Source organism: Nonomuraea antimicrobica (genome assembly GCF_039536965.1).
GTDB classification, from domain to species: Bacteria; Actinomycetota; Actinomycetes; order Streptosporangiales; family Streptosporangiaceae; genus Nonomuraea; species Nonomuraea antimicrobica.
In genome coordinates, this window is sequence record NZ_BAAAZP010000092.1 from 1 (window position 1) to 16,431 (window position 16,431).

A 16,431-nucleotide genomic window follows, 5' to 3' on the forward strand; every position below is an offset into this window, starting at 1 on the left:
CGGATACTGGTGCCTCTACACCGGGATCGGCCTGATCGACCCGCTGCGGATGGACCTGCTGCACAACCGCGTCTCGTCGGCCGAGCGCGCCACCGTGCTCTCCATGGACTCCCTGATCCAGCAGTTGGGCAACGTGGGCGGCGCCGTCCTGTTCGGCTGGCTGGCCGTCGCCTCCGGCACCTCGACGGCCTGGTACGCCGCGGCGGGGCTGGTGCTGGCGGCGGCCCTGCTCTATCCGAGGGTCGCGGCGGGCGCGGTCGTGCTTCGCCGGAGCGCGGAAGAACGCCGGTGACAACCCGGCGACGTCTCCGGACAATCCACTTTGCGGGGCCGACATGTGGCGCGCACGCAAAGGACGCGCATTCGGTGCACGGTAATTGTTTCGAGTATTTCGTTCGCATTTAGCCGGTGTTTTCACTTCGCCCGGCGGAGGCCGCGTAAAAGGCTTGGCGAAGCTCTGACTCCGGACAGGTGGAAACTTGACGAGATCTTCGGATTCCTGCGGATGCGGAGCGGCGGCGGGCCAATTACGCTTGGTTATGCGACGGCAAAGAGGGATCTCCCTCCGCACCTCCGCAAAAAAGAACAAGGGCCGCCGTTGCCGCGGCGACCCGTGTTCCCGCATGAAACTGACTCCGCAGGAGAGGAACCAGCGCTAAGTACATGCAAAACTTCCTCTACACCGTACTTAGTGCGTGCGTGGGCACGCAACAGAGTGGGTGTGAACCGCCACACGAGTTGCGCGCCACAGTCTTCTCCCGGGACTGGCTGCCTCATAAGGGCTGAGCTCAAAGGAGAGTTCTGCGTGCAGCACAACATCCCCTCCGGGCAACCGGAGAAGAAGACCGAGGCCACTCAGATCGTGGTCCCGAACGAGGCCCTGCGAACGCTCGTCAAGCTGGTCGCGTTCCTCGCATTCCTGGCAGCACTGGTCTTCCTCACCGTCAACGGTTTCGACCCCATGACGCTCGTGCCATTCGCCCCGCGTCTTTGACCCGCCCTTGTCGCCCAGCGGTGGGGCCCGGCCATCCAGCCCGGCCCCACCCGACCACTCAGGGGATCACCGTCCGCGTTCCTGGGTGGGCTGGGCGGGTGGGCTGGAGAGGCGGGCGGTCAGCTCGTCGGCGATCTTCGCGGTGATGCGGCCCGCGAGGTCGAGCTTGTCGCCGAGGCGGCCCTTGGGCGCCGCGATGTTGAGTGCCGCCACGACGCGGCCCCGGAAATCGCGTACGGGTGCGGAGCAGCCCACGACGCCCACCTCGAACTCCTCGTCCACGGTCGCGTAACCGCGGATCCTGATCCTGGCGAGCTCCTCCAGCAGCGCCTCCGTGCCGCCGAGCCGCAGGGCGCCCGCCGCGGCCAGCCGTTCCGGGGTGAACCAGTCGCGTACGGCGTCCGGCTCCCAGTCGGAGATCAGCACCCGGCCGGCGGAGGTGGCCGGTACGGCGACGCTGATCCCCTCCCAGCCCACCCCGCGAAAGGCGTGCGAGGGCGACTCGCTGAGCAGGGTGAGCACGTCACCGCCGCGCAGCACGCACAGGTGGACGGTCTCGTGGATCTGCGCGACCAGCCGCCGCAGGTAGGGCCCCGCGATGGCGACGAGCCGGGTCTCGCTGGTGCGGGCGGCCAGCGCGTACAGCCGCCACCCTAATCTGTAGCCCAGGGTGTCGGGGTCGCGCTCGACCAGGCCCTCCTCGGCCAGGGAGGCCAGCGCCCTGGAGACCTGCGTCTTCTCCCGCCCGACCAGCTCGGCCACGCGCACGACCCCGACCCCGCCCCCGGTCCCGCCGTACGTGGCGAGGACGTCGAGCAGTTCGAGGTCTCGGCGCAGGCCCGAGGCGTTGGTCCGGACCATCCGTCCTCCAGGTGCCATATGAACAACAGGTGTTGCGCCCTAGGCTTACACACATTTAACGTCTTCGTCACCTGAAACGGAGGAGATATGGACTTCTCCAGATATCTGGAACGTCGTTGGGACGACCTCCTGGAGCTGGCCGTTCAGCATGCCGCGGTGGTGACGCTTTCCGTCCTGCTCGCCACCGTGATCGGTGTCGCGGTCGGAGTGCTGACCTGGCGCAGCGACCGCGCCGGGACGATCGCCGTGTCCACGGCGGCGACCCTGCTGACCATTCCCTCGCTGGCACTGCTGGCGTTGCTGATCCCGCTGCTGGGGCTGGGCTGGGCGCCGACGGTGGTGGCGCTGGTCATCTACAGCCTGCTGCCGATCGTCCGCAACACCATCGCCGGGCTGCGCAGCGTGGACCCGGCCATCCTGGAGTCGGCGAGGGGCATGGGGCTGACCGACCGGCAGGTGGTGGCCAGGATCCAGCTACCGCTGGCCTGGCCGGTGATCATCACCGGGGTCCGGGTCTCGACCCAGATGCTGTTCGCGATCGCCACGATCGCCGCCTACGTGGCGGGTCCCGGCCTGGGCAACGAGATCCTGTCCGGGCTGGCCAGGCTCGGCTCCGCCAACGCGCTCAACCAGGCGGTAGCGGGCACCCTCGGCGTGGTGCTGCTGGCGCTCCTCTTCGACCTGGCCTTCGTCGGCCTCCGCCGCGCCACCACCCCCAGGGGGCTCCGTGTCTGACATCAAGCTCATCCAGGTGACCAAACAGTACGACGGCCAGTCGCAGCCCGCCGTCGACTCCGTCAGCCTCGACATCCCGGCGGGCGAGCTGGTGGTCTTCGTCGGCCCGTCGGGGTGCGGCAAGACCACCACGATGAAGATGATCAACCGGCTGATCGAGCCGACCAGCGGGCAGATCCTGCTGGGCGGCGAGGACGTGCTGGCCAGGGAGCCCAACGAGCTGCGCCGCCACATCGGCTACGTGATCCAGCAGATCGGGCTGTTCCCGCACCTGACGATCGCGGAGAACATCACGCTCGTGCCCGGCCTGCTCGGCTGGAGCGCGGAACGCTCGCGCAAACGTTCCGACGAGCTGCTCGACCTGGTCGGGCTCGACCCGTCGAGCTACCGCGACCGCTATCCCCGGCAGTTGTCCGGAGGCCAGCAGCAGCGGGTGGGCGTGGCCAGGGCGCTGGCGGCCGACCCGCCGGTGATGCTGATGGACGAGCCGTTCGGCGCCACCGACCCGATCACCAGGGAACGGCTGCAGAACGAGTTCCTGCGGCTGCAGGCCGAGCTGCGCAAGACCATCGTCTTCGTCACCCACGACTTCGACGAGGCCGTCAAGCTGGGCGACCGGATCGCCGTGCTGAGGGAGCGCTCGCGCATCGCGCAGTACGACACGCCGGAGGCGATCCTGGCCAACCCGGTCGACGACTACGTGGCCGGATTCGTCGGCTCCGCGGCGGCGCTCAAGCGGCTGGCGCTCATCCCGGTCGCCAAGCTGACCACCGAGCCGGGCTCGGCGGACGGGCTGCCCGCCGTGCCGCCGGACGCGACGGCCCGCGACGCGCTGGACCTGATGATCCGCCACGGCACCTCCCGTGTGCGGATCGGGGACGGGACCGTGGACTTCGCGGCGATCAGCGCCCTGCTCGGAGGCGGGCATGAACGTTAGGAGACAGCTCGGCCTGCCCCTGCTGCTGCTGGCGGCGCTGGCCGCGACCTACCTGTGGGTGTCGTCGCGGCAGCTCGACAGCATGGAGGCGCGCGTGCTGAACGCCGACTTCATCCGCGACGCCGCCCTGTCGCACCTGCTGCTGACCGCGGTGGCGACGACGCTGGTCGTGCTGGTCTCGATCCCGCTCGGCGTGCTGCTCACCCGGCCCTTCGCCCGCCCGCTCACACCGGTGGTCATGGCGATCGCCAACGTGGGCCAGGCCGCCCCGGCGCTCGGCGTGATGGTGCTGCTGTCGATCCTGTACGGCATCGGCACCACGATCGCGATCGTCACCCTGGTCTTCAGCGCCGCGCTGCCCGTGCTGCGCAACACCATCGTGGGCATCCAGCAGGTGGATCCCGCGCTGCTGGAGGCCGGGCGCGGCATGGGCATGAGCCGCGGGCAGATCCTGCGCAGGCTGGAGCTGCCGATGGCGGTGCCGATCGTGATGGCCGGGCTGCGCACCACGATCGTCATCTGCGTCGGCCTGGCCACCGTCGCCACGTTCATCAACGCGGGCGGCCTCGGCGACATCATCGTCGCCGGGATCAAGCTGCAGCGCACCCCCATCCTCGTCACCGGCGGCGTGCTGACCGCCGTGATCGCCCTCGGCCTGGACTGGCTGGCCGGGCTGGCCGAGAAGTACGTCCGCCCCCACGGCATCTGATGGAGCACTTCATGTTCAAACCACTCGTCCTCGCGGCCGCCACGCTGCTGACCCTCACCGCCTGCGGCGGCGGCCCAGAACCGGCCTCCGGCACGGGAGGCGAGCTGGAGGGCGCCACGCTGGTGGTGGGCGCCAAGGACTTCGCCGAGCAGAACATCCTGGCCAACCTCACCGCCGAACTGCTCAGGGCGCACGGCGCCGACGCGGAGGCGAAGGAGATCAAGGGCTCGGCCAACACCCGCAAGGCCCTGGAGGCCGGCGAGATCCAGTTGTACTGGGAGTACACCGGCACCGCCTGGATCACCTACCTGGGCAACGACAAGCCGATCCCCGACCCGGCCCAGCAGTACGACGCGGTGGCCAAGGCCGACAAGGACAAGAACGGCGTCACCTGGCTGCCCGCCTCCGGCTTCAACAACACGTACGCGCTCGCTCTGGCCAGCGAGAAGGCCACCCAGCTCGGCGTCACCAAGCTGTCGGACCTGACCGGCGTCGACAAGCCGACGATCTGCGTGGAGAGCGAGTTCGCCAACCGCAACGACGGCCTGCCGGGCCTGCTGTCCGCCTACGGCCTGACCGTTCCCAAGGACGACGTCAAGCTCCTGGACACCGGCGTCATCTACACCGAGACCGACAAGGGCCAGACCTGCACGTTCGGCGAGGTGTTCACCACCGACGGCCGGATCAAGGCGCTCGGCCTGACCGTCCTTCAGGACGACAAGAAGTTCTTCCCCGTCTACCAGGGCGCCCCCACGCTCAAGACGGAGACGCTGACCAAGTATCCGCAGATCGCCCAGATCCTCGCCCCGCTCGGCCAGAAGCTCACCACCGAGGTCATGCAGGGGCTCAACGCCCAGGTGGACGTCGACGGCGAGGACGCGGCCGACGTGGCCAAGGACTGGCTGGAAAAGGAAGGGCTGCTCAAGTGATGCAGATCGGGGAGAGCTTCGTCGGAGAGGGGGCGGAGGCCGCGCACGTCAACACCGTGCTCGGCGCCCGCTCCGGCCCGGTGGGCACTGCCTGGGCCACCGCGCTGGCCACGCCGAGCCAGGGGCACGCGCCGTTCGTGGCCGTGCTGAGGCCGTCGCTGCCCGTCCAGCCGATGACCCTGTTCGTCAACAAGGCGGCCATCGCCGGACCTTCGCACGGCAACCTCACCTGGGGCCCGGCACAGGCCGGAGTGGCTGCGGGAGTGGCCGACGCGGTGGCGGACGGAGTCATCGACGACCCCCAGGGACTCGTCCTGATCGCCGCGGTATGGGTGAACCCCGACGCCGAGGACGCCGACGCCGTCTACGCCAACAACCGGACCGCCACCCGCCGGGCCCTGGCCGCCGGAGCCTCCGGCGCACCCGCCCTGGACGAGGTGCTCGCCGCCCGGCACAACCCGGCCAACCCCTTCTACACCGCATGAAGATCACCGCCATCCGGCTCGACCGGCTCAGGCTCCGGCTCGACCCGCCGTTCCACGCGGCCTGGGACCCCGTGCCGCGCCGGCACTTCGACGCCACCATCGTGCGCGTCGAGACCGACGAGGGCGTGACCGGCATCGGCTCCGGCGACACGATGGACGGCTTCGAGGCGTTCGAGCACCTCTTCCTCGGCACCGACCCGCTCGACATCACCCGCCACGTGCGGGCCATCGAGACGATGAACTTCCACGCCGGCCGCTACTGGCCGCTGGAGGTCGCCCTCTGGGACATCGTCGGCAAGGTCGCCGGGCTGCCCGTGGCCACCATCTTCGGCAACGTGCACAAGCGGCTGCGCGCCTACGCCTCCAGCGGTGAGCTCCAGTCTCCCGGTCAGCGCGTGGAGTCGGCGCTGGCCGCCCGGGAGCGCGGGTTCTCCGCCATGAAGATCCGCATCGACCGCAACGGCATCGAGGAGGGCGTCCAGACCGTCCGCCGGGTGCGGGAGGCGCTCGGCGACGGCTTCGAGATCATGGTGGACCTCAACCAGGCGTGGCGCATGGCCGGGGACGTCGAGCCCGCCCTCGACTTCGCCGCCGTCCGCTCCGTCGTGGAGAGGCTGCGCGACCTGGGCGTCTTCTGGGTGGAGGAGCCGCTGCCGTACCAGGACATGGCCGGGCTGCGGACGCTGCGGGCCGAGACGGGGATGCGGATCGCGGCGGGGGAGATGCTGCCCTCCACCAGCGACCTGCTGTCCTACCTGGAGCACGACGCGCTCGACGTGTACCAGATGGACGTGGTGCTGGCCGTCGGCATGCAGCGCGCCCGTACCATCGCCGAGGTCGCCCAACTGCGGCACCGCATGTTCACCCCGCACAGTTGGACCAACGGCATCGGCGTGCTGGCCAACCTGCACGTCGCGGCGGGGGTGGGGGGCGGGCCGTACTTCGAGTTCCCGTACGACCCGCCCGGCTGGACACCCGAGCGGCGGGACTTCATGCTCGCTGAGCCCGTGAACGTGACCGCCGACGGCTACGTCGAGGTGCCGCAGGTGCCCGGCATCGGCGCCGTGCTGGACGAGGAAGAAGTGGAACGTTGGAGAATCTGATGTTCATCGACGGCGCGTTCGTCGAGGCGGCCGACGGGAAGACGTTCGAGGACCGCACGCCGCGCGACGGGTCCGTGCTGGCCCACGTCGCCGCCGGTGACGCGCCCGACGTCGACCGGGCGGTGGCCGCGGCGCGGCGCGCCTTCGACGACGGACGCTGGCGCGACCTGCCGCCCCGCGAACGCAAGCGGGTCCTGCTGCGCTTCGCCGACCTGCTGCGCGAGCACCGCGAGGAGCTGGCGCAGCTCGAGACCCTCGACGTCGGCAAGCCCATCGGCGAGTCGCGCCGGGTGGACGTCGAGGGCGCCGCGACCTGTCTCCAGTGGTACGGCGAGGCCGTCGACAAGACCTACGACGAGATCGCCCCCACGGGACGGGACGCGCTCGCCCTGGTCACCCGGGAACCCCTGGGCGTGGTGGGCGCCGTGGTGCCGTGGAACTACCCGATGATCATCAGCTCGTGGAAGATCGCGCCCGCGCTGGCCATGGGCAACAGCGTCGTGCTCAAGCCCGCCGAGCAGTCGCCGCTGTCGGCGCTGCTGATGGCCAGGCTGGCCGCCGAGGCCGGGATCCCGGACGGCGTGTTCAACGTGGTCACCGGCTTCGGCGAGACCGCCGGGGCCGCCCTGGGCCGCCATCCCGACGTGGACAAGATCGCCTTCACCGGCTCGCCTGAGGTGGCCCGCCACTTCCTCAGGTACTCGGCCGAGTCGAACGGCAAGAGCGTGTCGATCGAGGCCGGCGGCAAGTCCCCGCAGGTCGTCCTGGACGACGTCGGCGACCTGGAGGCCGCCGCCTCGGCCATCGCCTGGGGCATCTTCTACAACGCGGGCCAGACCTGCAACGCCGGATCCCGCGTGATCGTGTCCGAGCGGATCAAGGACGAGCTGGTGGAGGCGATGCTGAAGGTCACCTTCACCGTCGGAGACCCGCTCGACCCCGCCACCACCATGGGCCCCCTCGTCGACCGGGCCCAGGCCGACCGCGTGCTCGGCTACATCGACCTCGGGCTGGCCGAAGGCGCCCGCCTGGTCGCGGGTGGCCACGCCGACGGCCTCTACGTCCAGCCGACGATCTTTGACGGTGTCCGCAACGACATGCGCATCGCCCAGGAGGAGATCTTCGGCCCGGTCCTGTCCGTGATCACCTGCTCCTCCGAGGCCGAAGCCGTACGACTGGCCAACGACACCCGCTACGGCCTGGCCGCGAGCGTGTGGACCAGCGACGTCGGCCGCGCCCACCGCGTCGCCCGGCAGTTGCGCGCGGGCACCGTCTGGGTCAACACCTTCGACGCCAGCGACGTCATCACCCCGTTCGGCGGGTTCAAGGACACCGGCACCGGCCGCGACAAGAGCCTGCACGCCCTGGACGCCTACTCAGCTCTCAAGACCACCTGGATCGCGCTGTGAACACCACCGTGAACACCACCGAGGACACCACCGCGAACGACGCCGCGAACGACGCCGTGAACATCGCGTTCGTCGGACTGGGCCACATGGGCGGGCCCATGGCCCGCAACCTCCTCAGAGCCGGACATCACCTGACCGTGCACGACCTGCGCCGCGAGTCCGCCGCCGAGCACCTCGACCTGGGGGCGCGCTGGGCGGACTCGGTGGGCGAGGCCGTCGCGGACGCCGACGTGCTGATCACCATGCTCCCCGGCCCCAAGCAGGTCACCGCCGTGCTGAGCCGGGTGACGCTCAAGCCCGGCGCGACCTGGATCGACATGTCCACCTCCACACCGGAGGCCGCCAGGCCCTTCACCCAGGACCGGCTGGACGCGCCGGTCAGCGGCATGGCCAAGGGCGCCAGGAACGGCACGCTGCAGATCTTCGTCGGCGGCCCGCCTGCACTCTACGAGCGGCATCTGCCGGTGCTCCAGGCCATGGGGTCGACGATCCTGCACGTCGGCCCGCACGGCGCCGGATACACCGTCAAGCTCATGCTCAACCTCCTCTGGTTCGCCCATCTCGTGGCCACGACCGAGGTGCTCACCATGGGCGCGAAGGCCGGAGTGGACCTGGGCGTCCTGCGCGATGCCCTGGTCGCCAGCCCCGCCAACAGCACGTTCCTGGAGCGGGACGTGCTCAGCGTGCTGCGCGACGGCGACTACGACGAGTCCTTCGCCATGGCGCTGGCCTGCAAGGACCTCGGCCTGGCCGTCGATCTCGGCCGCGACGTCGGGGTCCCGGTGGAGTTGTCGGCGCTGGTGGAGCAGATCTTCCGGCGGGCCAGGGCCCGCTACGGCGACCTCGCGGGCGAGATGACGCCCATGCGGCTGTACGAGGAACTGGCCGGACTCGACCTGCGCATCGGAGACGCGGCATGACGTTCACGCTCACCCCCACGGGCACCATGCACTTCGGGCCCGGCTCCCTGGCCAGGCTCCCCGAGGCGGCCGGTTCCGCCCGGGTCCTCGTGGTCACCGACCCGGGCATCGTCGCCGCGGGCCTCCTCGACCGGGTACGCGCCGTACTGCCGGACGCGCAGGCGTTCACCGAGGTCGAGCCGAACCCGTCGGTGGACACCGTCGCCAAGGCCATCGCCGCCGCCGGAGGGGCCGAGCTGATCGTGGCGCTCGGCGGCGGGTCCAGCCTCGACGCGGCCAAGGCCGTGGCGCTCGGCGCGGCCAACCCCGGCGTGCCCGCCTCGGCCCTCGACTACCGCGCCGAGGGGCTGCGTCCCGGCCTGCCGATCGTCGCGATCCCCACGACCGCGGGCACCGGCGCGGAGACCAACGGCTTCGGCGTGATCGAGGAGGCCGGTCGCAAGATCTACCTGGGCAACTCCACCACCCAGCCGATCGTCTCCATCCTCGACCCCGAGCTGACCGTCGGCCTGCCCGCCCGGGTCACCGCGGCCACCGGCGTGGACGCGCTCGTGCACGGCATCGAGTCGCTCACCTCCCGCAGCCGCAACCCGATCTCCGAGGCGTACGCCCACCACGCGGTCCGCCTCGTCCACCGGTGGCTGCCCGTGGCCGTCAAGGACGGCTCCGACCTGGAGGCACGCGGGCAACTGCTGCTCGGCGCCCACCTGGCGGGGCTCGCGCTGAGCATCTCCGGGCTGGGTCTCGTCCACGGCCTCGCCCATGCGATCACCGCGCGGACGGGCGCGGCGCACGGGCTCGCGCTGGCGTCCGTCCTGGGCGAGGTGCTGGAGTTCAACCTGCCCGCCTGCGGGGAGGCGTACGGGGAGGTCGCGCTGGACCTGGGGCTGGGACGGGCCGACGGGCGCGCGACCGTGGCGGCCGTCCGCGACTTCGTCGAGGCGGTCGGCGTCGCGACGACCCCGGCCGCGCTCGGGTGCACGCCCGGCATGACCGGGGAGATCGCCGCCGCCGCGCTCGCCGACCCCGTCACCGCCAACACCCCCCGCCTGCCGACCGAGGACGAGCTGCGAAACCTGCTGGAGGCGCGATGACCACCGGATCAAGCTGTCGACCCGGCTCCTCCCCAAGGCCCGACGCGGGCCCTGCGGCACGGACGGTGACCTGGTGACCGGCCGTTTCCCCGTACTGGACCCGGCGACCGGCGAGGTGATCGAGGAGGTCCACGACGCGGGCCCCGAGGACGCGGTCGCCGCGCTCGACGCCGCCGTGGCCGCTCAGGCGGCCTGGGCCGGCACCCCGCCGCGGGAACGAGCCGAGGTCCTGCGTGCCGCGCGGGCCGGGCTGCTCTCCCGGATCGAGGAGTTCGCGCTGCTCATCACCCGCGAGATGGGCAAGCCGCTGGCCGAGTCACGGGCGGAGGTGCACTACGCGGCGGACTTCCTGCTGTGGTTCGCGGAGGAGGCCGTACGCGTCTCGGGGGAGTACCGGGCCAGCCCCGGCGGCGACTTCCGCATCGTCACCACCCGCCAGCCGGTCGGCCCCTGCCTGCTCATCTCGCCGTGGAACTTCCCGCTGGCGATGATCACCAGGAAGGTCGGGCCCGCGCTGGCCGCCGGATGCACGGCGGTGCTGAAACCGGCCGAGGACACACCCCTGTCGTGCCTGCTCCTGGCGCGGGTGTTCGCCGACGCCGGGCTCCCGCCCGGGGTGCTGAACGTGGTCACCACCAGCCGCCCGGCGCCGGTCGTCGAACGCCTGCTGGCCGACGGGCGGCTGCGCAAGCTCTCGTTCACCGGCTCCACCCAGGTCGGCCGCCTGCTGCTGGCGCAGGCCGCGGACGGCGTGCTGCGCACCTCGATGGAGCTCGGCGGCAACGCCCCCTTCCTGGTCTTCGCCGACGCCGACCTGGAGGCGGCGGTCGACGGCGCCGTCCTGGCCAAGCTCCGCAACGGCGGCCAGTCCTGCGTGGCCGCCAACCGGTTCCTGGTCGAGGCGCCGGTGGCCGACGAGTTCGCCGCCCGGCTCGCCGAACGCATGGAGTCGGTACGGCTCGGCCCCGGCGACGACCCCGGGTCCCAGCTCGGCCCGCTGATCAACCGGCGGCAACTGGACCGGGTGGCCGCCCTCGTCGACGACGCGGTGGCCCACGGCGCCCGCGTGCTGGCCGGGGGCAAGGCCACGGGGCCGTACTATCCGGCCACGGTTCTGGCCGACGTGCCCGAGGCCGCCCGCCTCCACCGCGAGGAGATCTTCGGCCCGGTCGCGCCCATCAGCGTCTTCGAGGACGAGCCGACCGCGCTGGCCATGGCCAACGACACCCCCTACGGCCTCGTCGCCTACCTCTACACCCGGGACCTGGCCCGCGCCGTACGCGTCGGGGAGCGCCTGGAGACCGGGATGGTGGGGATCAACCGCGGCCTGGTGTCCAACGCCGCGGCCCCCTTCGGCGGCGTCAAGCAGTCGGGCCTGGGCCGGGAGGGCGGTTTCGAGGGGATCGAGGAGTACCTGTCGACCAAGTACCTCGCGGTCGACCTCCATCCGTAGACGCACGCCGCCGCGGCCGATCGCGCCTGATCGGCCGCGGTGGCGTGCTCTCTGGAGGAGGCGGGCGAAACCGCTCGAACAGCACAGACAGGTCAGGAACCGGTCGCCGGTCGATCGTCGACCTTGATGTCAAACTTCACCGGCTGCCCCTCGGCGGACTTGACGGTCGCCCTCAGGCCGAACCTGGTCCCGTCGTCGGCTTCGAGCTGACACCGCAGGCTGGCCCCCGCCGTCGCCTCCAGGTCACCCGGGCAGAGCACGGTCTTCGGACGCTGACCGACCCTCGCAGCTCCCCATGTCGTCACGCTTTCATCGGCCTGACGCGGGAGGGCGACCGCGGGTTGCACAGGGAGGGCGGGGGAGAGGGCTCACTACCGTCGCCCGCCGAACTCCCAGTCGTGGACCTCGACGTCGGCGTACCGGTCCAGGGTCAGGACGGCACGCGCCGCATCCGGGTCCGGCGCCCGGACCAGCAGCGCCGTACCCAGCCAGGTGCTGCCGTCGTCGGACAGCAGCGGCCCGTACGCGATCAGCTCGTCCCGGTCGGCCGCCGGGACGAGGTCGGCCGGCTGCCCCGAGCCGAAGCCCAGCACCAGATACCGGTTGCCGCCCTCTCGCCCGCCGGGGAAATCCCACATGGTGCGCCCCAACACGTTGCGCCATCGCCGCAACAGCACGTCCCGGTACACACCGGCCTGGTAGTTGGGCTCGTCGAAGACGAAAGCGCGCGCGGCGGCGAGATCCGGCAGGTCGACGATGTGGACGCTGCCGCTGGCCGTCTCACTGCCGCGGACGAGGGTCGGGCCACGGGCGATCAGCTCCGCCGCGTACCGGTCCATGTAGGACCAGTGCGCTTCGACCAGCGTGCCACGCAGCTCCGCCGAGTCGGGCCGATCACGGTGATAGCAGAAGAACTCCATGCCGAGTGTTCCTACCATGACCTTAGAAATCTACAATGTAAAGGGCGCGGGTTCGAGCGAATTCCACTCTCGAAACCCAAACGGCACGGGCTTCGCCCGTCCATCTTCCAAAGCGAGTGCGGTCTCGGGGAGTTGTCGGTTGGACTTCGCTGACCTGCGCTGATGAGGTCTCCGAACGCCGCTGGGTGAGGTGGGCTTCGGCGGTGATGCGGGCGGAGGTCTCCTCGCCGAGCTGGATAGATCGGCCGCTACTCAGTAGTCGGTCAAATTGGAGGTGCTGACTCCGGAGTGGAGGCTGGCTTGAGGTCAGCCGGCGACGACGGCGGCCGAGGTGAAGCACGTGTGCCGGATGATCGTGGGGTTGTTGACCCTTACGTGGCGTCAGGCTGCATAGTCGGTGGGGTGGAGGATCACTGGACCGTGGGACACGTGGCCGGGTTGGCCGGTGTGAGCGTCCGCACGCTGCATCACTATGACGAGATCGGGCTCGTTCGGCCGTCGGCGCGGACGGCGGTCGGGTACCGGGCCTATTCGGCGGGTGATGTGGAGCGGTTGCGGGAGGTGCTGGCCTATCGGCGGTTGGGTTTCGGGCTGCGGGAGGTTGCGGAGCTGGTCGGCGACCCGTCCGCCGACGCGGTCGCGCATCTGCGCCGGCTGCGCGGTCTGCTGCTGGAGCGGCGTGATCGTGCTGACGCCATGGTGGCGGCCATCGACAGGGAGCTTGCGGCGCGGGCGAAGGGAGTCGAGGTGACGCCGGAGGAGCAACTGGAGATGCTCGGTGCGCGGTTGTACGACGTGATCGGCGGTGCTTACCCTGCGACGCGGCGTACCGAGCCGCGGATCGCGGCGCAGATCTGGGACGCGCTCGGGGACGCGCGGACGGTGCTGAATGTGGGGGCCGGTACCGGCTCCTACGAGCCTGCTGATCGGGACGTGACCGCGGTGGAGCCGTCGGCGGTGATGCGGGGGCAGCGGCCTGCGGGGTCGGCGCCGTGCGTGGCGGCCGCTGCGGAGAGTCTGCCGTTCGGGGATCGGTCTTTCGACGTTGCGATGGCCGTTTCGACCGTTCATCACTGGCGGGATCCGATTGCGGGGCTGCGTGAGATGCGGCGCGTGGCTCGCCGGGTGGTGGTGCTGACGTTCGACACTGATGAGCCCGGTTGGCGGGACCGGTTCTGGCTGACGCGCGATTATCTGCCCGAGTTCGCCGTCGTCCTCGCAGAGTTTCCCTCGCTTGCTGGGATGGCCGGCGCGATCGGTGCCCGTGTTGAGCCGGTGCCGATTCCGTGGGATTGCGCTGATGGGTTGTTCGAGGCGTACTGGCGTCGGCCGGCGGCGTATCTGGAGGATCGGGTGCGCCGTGCGATGTCGGTGTGGACGCGGGTCGGGCCGGAGGCTGAGCGGCGGGCGGTGCGAAGCCTGGGTGACGATCTCGCCTCCGGTCGGTGGGTCGAGCGCAATGGTGACCTCGCTGACCTTGAGGCGGCTGATCTCGGCCTTCGCCTGCTCATTGCTTGAACCGCGTCGCAGCGTCGGTCGGGCGGGGCGAGGTGTGGTCCAGGTCGGGTGGCCGCTCGGTCGGGTGTTCGGTGGTCAGGTTTCGGGTGGGCTCGCACTCGTGGTCATGAGGGGGTGGTGTGTTTTCGGCTGTCGTCGTGGTGGTCGGTGATGCGGATGAGGAGGTCGATCAGGTGCTGCCGGTCGGTTGGGGGGAGTGGGGCGAGGTATTCGTCCTGGGCGGTGGCGAGTAGTCGGTCGAGGTGGGTGAGTTGGGTGCGGCCTGCCGGGGTGATGGTGATGATGTTGCGTCGGCGGTCTTGTGGGTCGGGTGTGCGTTGGAGGAGTTGTCGTTCGGCGAGGTCGTTGACGATGGCGACCATGTCGCTGCGGTCGATGCCGGTGCGGCGGCCGAGGGTGGCTTGGCTGGCTGGGCCGTACTCCTCCAGTGTGGCGAGCAGGAAGTAGTGGTAGCGGCGTACGTCGGCTTGGGCGAGTGCCTGGTCGACGATTCGGTTGGCGATTTGGGCTGCCTGGTTGGTCAGTCTGCTGGGCAGTGTGCGCATGCGCTGTGGCGGTGGTGTGCCGTCTGTGGTGGGCATGGGGGCAATTTAGCAAGTTGTTGGCCGTACCCACGGTTGTGTGTATTGTTGGTTATGCCAACGTTGGTTGGCCCAACATTTTCGATCGTGTAGAGGTGTGATCTCTCGTGAGCACAACCACCCTCGAGGCGGGGGATCGTGTGCCGCCTTCACCACGCCGCCGCGCGGCCAGGAGGTTCCGTTGAGTGCCGGGGCCGGTAGGGCGACCCGGCGGGAATGGCTGGGGCTGGCGGTCCTCGCGCTGCCCACCATGCTCATCGCCATGGACCTGACCGTGCTGCATCTGGCGCTGCCCGCGCTCACCGCCGACCTGCGGCCCGGTAGCACCGAGTTGTTGTGGATCGTGGACGTCTACGGGTTCCTCATCGCGGGCTGTCTCATCACCATGGGCGCGATCGGCGACAGGGTCGGCCGCCGGCGGCTGCTGCTGATCGGCGCGGTCGCGTTCGGGGTGGCCTCGGTGCTGTCGGCGTTCGCGGTCAACGTGGCGATGCTCATCGCGGCGCGGGCGTTGCTGGGCATCGCGGGTTCCACGCTGATGCCTTCCACCCTCTCGCTGATCCGGATCATGTTTCGGGATCCCGGGCAGCAGGGCGCGGCGATCGGGGCCTGGACCGGGTTCTTCGGTCTCGGCACGGTGATCGGGCCGCTGGTCGGCGGTGCGTTCCTGGAGGCGTTCGGGTGGGGTTCGGTCTTCCTGCTGGGCGTGCCGGTGATGTTGCTGCTGGTCGTGTTCGGTCCGTTGGTGCTGCCGGAGTACCGGGACGAGTCGGTCGCCCGCCCGGATCTCATCAGCGCGATCATGTCGATCGCCGGAGTCCTCGCGTTGGTCTTCGGTCTCAAGCGGATCGCCGAGGACGGCCTGCGCCCCGATTCGGGCGTCGCCGTCGTCGCCGGGTTGGTGCTGGCGGTGCTGTTCGTCCGTCGTCAGGGACGGCTCCGGCAGCCGCTGGTCGACCTCTCGCTGTTTCGCGGCGGCGTGTTCGGCACTGCGCTCGGGATGCTCGTGCTGGCCACCTTGCTCTCCGCGGCCTCGCAGTTCTTCGTCATGCAGTACTTGCAGTTGGTACGCGGGCTGCCCCCGTTCCAGGCCGGACTCTGGTCGTTGCCCACCACGGTCGCGGTCATGATCGGCGCCATGGGGGCTCCTGCCCTGGTGAGCCGCATGAAGCTGAGCACGCTGCTCGCCGGTGGCCTGCTGGTCGCCGCGGTGGGCATGGCGGCGCTGGCCTGGGTGGGTGGTCCGTCCGATCTGTATGTGGCGGTGGCGGGGGCGGCGGTCATCGGGCTCGGGCTCGGGCCGATGATCTCGCTGGGCACCGGGCTGATCGTGGGTGCCGCGCCGCCCGAGCGGGCCGGTGCCGCGTCCGCGATGGCCTCGACCGGCACCGAGCTCGGAGCCGCGCTGGGTGTCGCGGTGATCGGCAGCGTCGGCTTCGCGGTGTACCGGGCGAACCTGGTCGGGGGGCTGCCCGACGGGCTCCCCGCCGCCGTTGCCGAGACGGCCAGGAACACCCTCGCCGCCGCGGTCACCGTGGCCCGGGAGCTGCCGGCCGTTCAGGGCTCCGCGCTGCTGGCGGTGGCTCGTGAGGCGTTCGTGCACGGCCTGCGGACGACCGCGATCGTCGGTGCGGTGCTGGCCGTGCTGCTGGCCGCCGCTGCGGCGTTCCTGCTGCGCAACGCGCGGACGCCGGGCGCTCCGCCGCCTGCGGTGGAGGGTGACGAGGCGGCGAGGCCTCTCGACGAGGCGCACAACTGACGGTGGGAAACGCGGATGACTGAG

At 70.6% G+C, this 16,431-nt stretch carries 18 protein-coding genes; 14 read left to right on the forward strand and 4 right to left on the reverse strand.

What is annotated here, in order from left to right; genetic code table 11:
• Both ABD844_RS25155 and ABD844_RS25160 read left to right on the forward strand, forming a co-directional pair.
• On the forward strand, positions 1-292 hold a 292-nt coding region (locus ABD844_RS25155; RefSeq protein WP_344882653.1), incomplete at its 5' end, for a hypothetical protein.
• Between the two features lie 513 nt (positions 293-805).
• Positions 806-994 (forward strand): hypothetical protein, encoded by a 189-nt coding sequence (locus ABD844_RS25160; RefSeq protein WP_344882656.1) that lies wholly within the window; start codon positions 806-808, stop codon positions 992-994.
• A 66-nt stretch (positions 995-1,060) separates the two neighbouring features.
• Here the strand turns inward: ABD844_RS25160 and ABD844_RS25165 are convergent, their stop codons facing one another.
• Positions 1,061-1,855, reverse strand: coding sequence for an IclR family transcriptional regulator (locus ABD844_RS25165; protein ID WP_344882659.1), 795 nt, complete (start codon positions 1,853-1,855; stop codon positions 1,061-1,063).
• Between the two features lie 87 nt (positions 1,856-1,942).
• Here ABD844_RS25165 and ABD844_RS25170 point away from each other — a divergent pair, with 87 nt between their 5' ends.
• From ABD844_RS25170 to ABD844_RS25215, 10 genes are all read left to right on the forward strand, one after another.
• Positions 1,943-2,590, forward strand: a complete 648-nt coding sequence (locus ABD844_RS25170; RefSeq protein WP_344882662.1) for an ABC transporter permease — start codon at positions 1,943-1,945, stop codon at positions 2,588-2,590.
• A complete protein-coding gene (locus ABD844_RS25175; RefSeq protein ID WP_344882665.1) occupies positions 2,583-3,527 on the forward strand; it encodes an ABC transporter ATP-binding protein in 945 nt (314 codons plus the stop codon). Before ABD844_RS25170 ends, ABD844_RS25175 begins: the two co-directional genes overlap by 8 nt.
• On the forward strand, positions 3,517-4,236 hold the full coding sequence (locus tag ABD844_RS25180) for an ABC transporter permease (protein WP_344882668.1): 720 nt from the start codon (positions 3,517-3,519) through the stop codon (positions 4,234-4,236). Before ABD844_RS25175 ends, ABD844_RS25180 begins: the two co-directional genes overlap by 11 nt.
• A gap of 11 nt (positions 4,237-4,247) precedes the next feature.
• Positions 4,248-5,165 (forward strand): glycine betaine ABC transporter substrate-binding protein, encoded by a 918-nt coding sequence (locus tag ABD844_RS25185; protein WP_344882671.1) that lies wholly within the window; start codon positions 4,248-4,250, stop codon positions 5,163-5,165.
• A complete protein-coding gene (fae, locus tag ABD844_RS25190; protein WP_344882887.1) occupies positions 5,165-5,650 on the forward strand; it encodes a formaldehyde-activating enzyme in 486 nt (161 codons plus the stop codon). The genes ABD844_RS25185 and fae overlap by 1 nt, the downstream gene beginning before the upstream one ends.
• A complete protein-coding gene (locus tag ABD844_RS25195; protein WP_344882673.1) occupies positions 5,647-6,753 on the forward strand; it encodes a mandelate racemase/muconate lactonizing enzyme family protein in 1,107 nt (368 codons plus the stop codon). The genes fae and ABD844_RS25195 overlap by 4 nt, the downstream gene beginning before the upstream one ends.
• Positions 6,741-8,162, forward strand: a complete 1,422-nt coding sequence (locus ABD844_RS25200) for an aldehyde dehydrogenase (protein ID WP_344882676.1) — start codon at positions 6,741-6,743, stop codon at positions 8,160-8,162. The genes ABD844_RS25195 and ABD844_RS25200 overlap by 13 nt, the downstream gene beginning before the upstream one ends.
• Positions 8,159-9,082, forward strand: a complete 924-nt coding sequence (locus ABD844_RS25205; protein WP_344882679.1) for an NAD(P)-dependent oxidoreductase — start codon at positions 8,159-8,161, stop codon at positions 9,080-9,082. Before ABD844_RS25200 ends, ABD844_RS25205 begins: the two co-directional genes overlap by 4 nt.
• Positions 9,079-10,176: an iron-containing alcohol dehydrogenase family protein gene (locus ABD844_RS25210; protein ID WP_344882682.1), complete on the forward strand. Its 1,098-nt coding sequence runs from the start codon at positions 9,079-9,081 to the stop codon at positions 10,174-10,176. The genes ABD844_RS25205 and ABD844_RS25210 overlap by 4 nt, the downstream gene beginning before the upstream one ends.
• A 73-nt stretch (positions 10,177-10,249) precedes the next feature.
• Complete coding sequence (locus tag ABD844_RS25215) at positions 10,250-11,629, forward strand: NAD-dependent succinate-semialdehyde dehydrogenase (protein WP_344882685.1); 1,380 nt, start codon at positions 10,250-10,252, stop codon at positions 11,627-11,629.
• Between the two features lie 92 nt (positions 11,630-11,721).
• On the opposite strand, the gene ABD844_RS53240 is transcribed toward ABD844_RS25215, so the two are convergent.
• Positions 11,722-11,976 (reverse strand): DUF4333 domain-containing protein, encoded by a 255-nt coding sequence (locus ABD844_RS53240; RefSeq protein WP_425568646.1) that lies wholly within the window; start codon positions 11,974-11,976, stop codon positions 11,722-11,724.
• Between the two features lie 24 nt (positions 11,977-12,000).
• Positions 12,001-12,567, reverse strand: coding sequence for a YciI family protein (locus ABD844_RS25220; RefSeq protein WP_344882688.1), 567 nt, complete (start codon positions 12,565-12,567; stop codon positions 12,001-12,003).
• 384 nt (positions 12,568-12,951) lie between these two features.
• On the opposite strand from ABD844_RS25220, the gene ABD844_RS25225 reads away from it, so the two are divergent.
• Entirely contained in the window at positions 12,952-14,067 is a 1,116-nt protein-coding gene (locus ABD844_RS25225; RefSeq protein WP_344882691.1) for a MerR family transcriptional regulator, read from the forward strand.
• Positions 14,068-14,171: 104 nt separating this feature from the next.
• Here the strand turns inward: ABD844_RS25225 and ABD844_RS25230 are convergent, their stop codons facing one another.
• The gene (locus ABD844_RS25230; protein ID WP_344882694.1) at positions 14,172-14,648 is read right to left on the reverse strand and encodes a MarR family winged helix-turn-helix transcriptional regulator; all 477 of its coding nucleotides are present in this window, start codon (positions 14,646-14,648) and stop codon (positions 14,172-14,174) included.
• Positions 14,649-14,898: 250 nt separating this feature from the next.
• On the opposite strand from ABD844_RS25230, the gene ABD844_RS25235 reads away from it, so the two are divergent.
• On the forward strand, positions 14,899-16,407 hold the full coding sequence (locus ABD844_RS25235; RefSeq protein ID WP_425568649.1) for an MFS transporter: 1,509 nt from the start codon (positions 14,899-14,901) through the stop codon (positions 16,405-16,407).
• Positions 16,408-16,431: the final 24 nt, after the last annotated feature.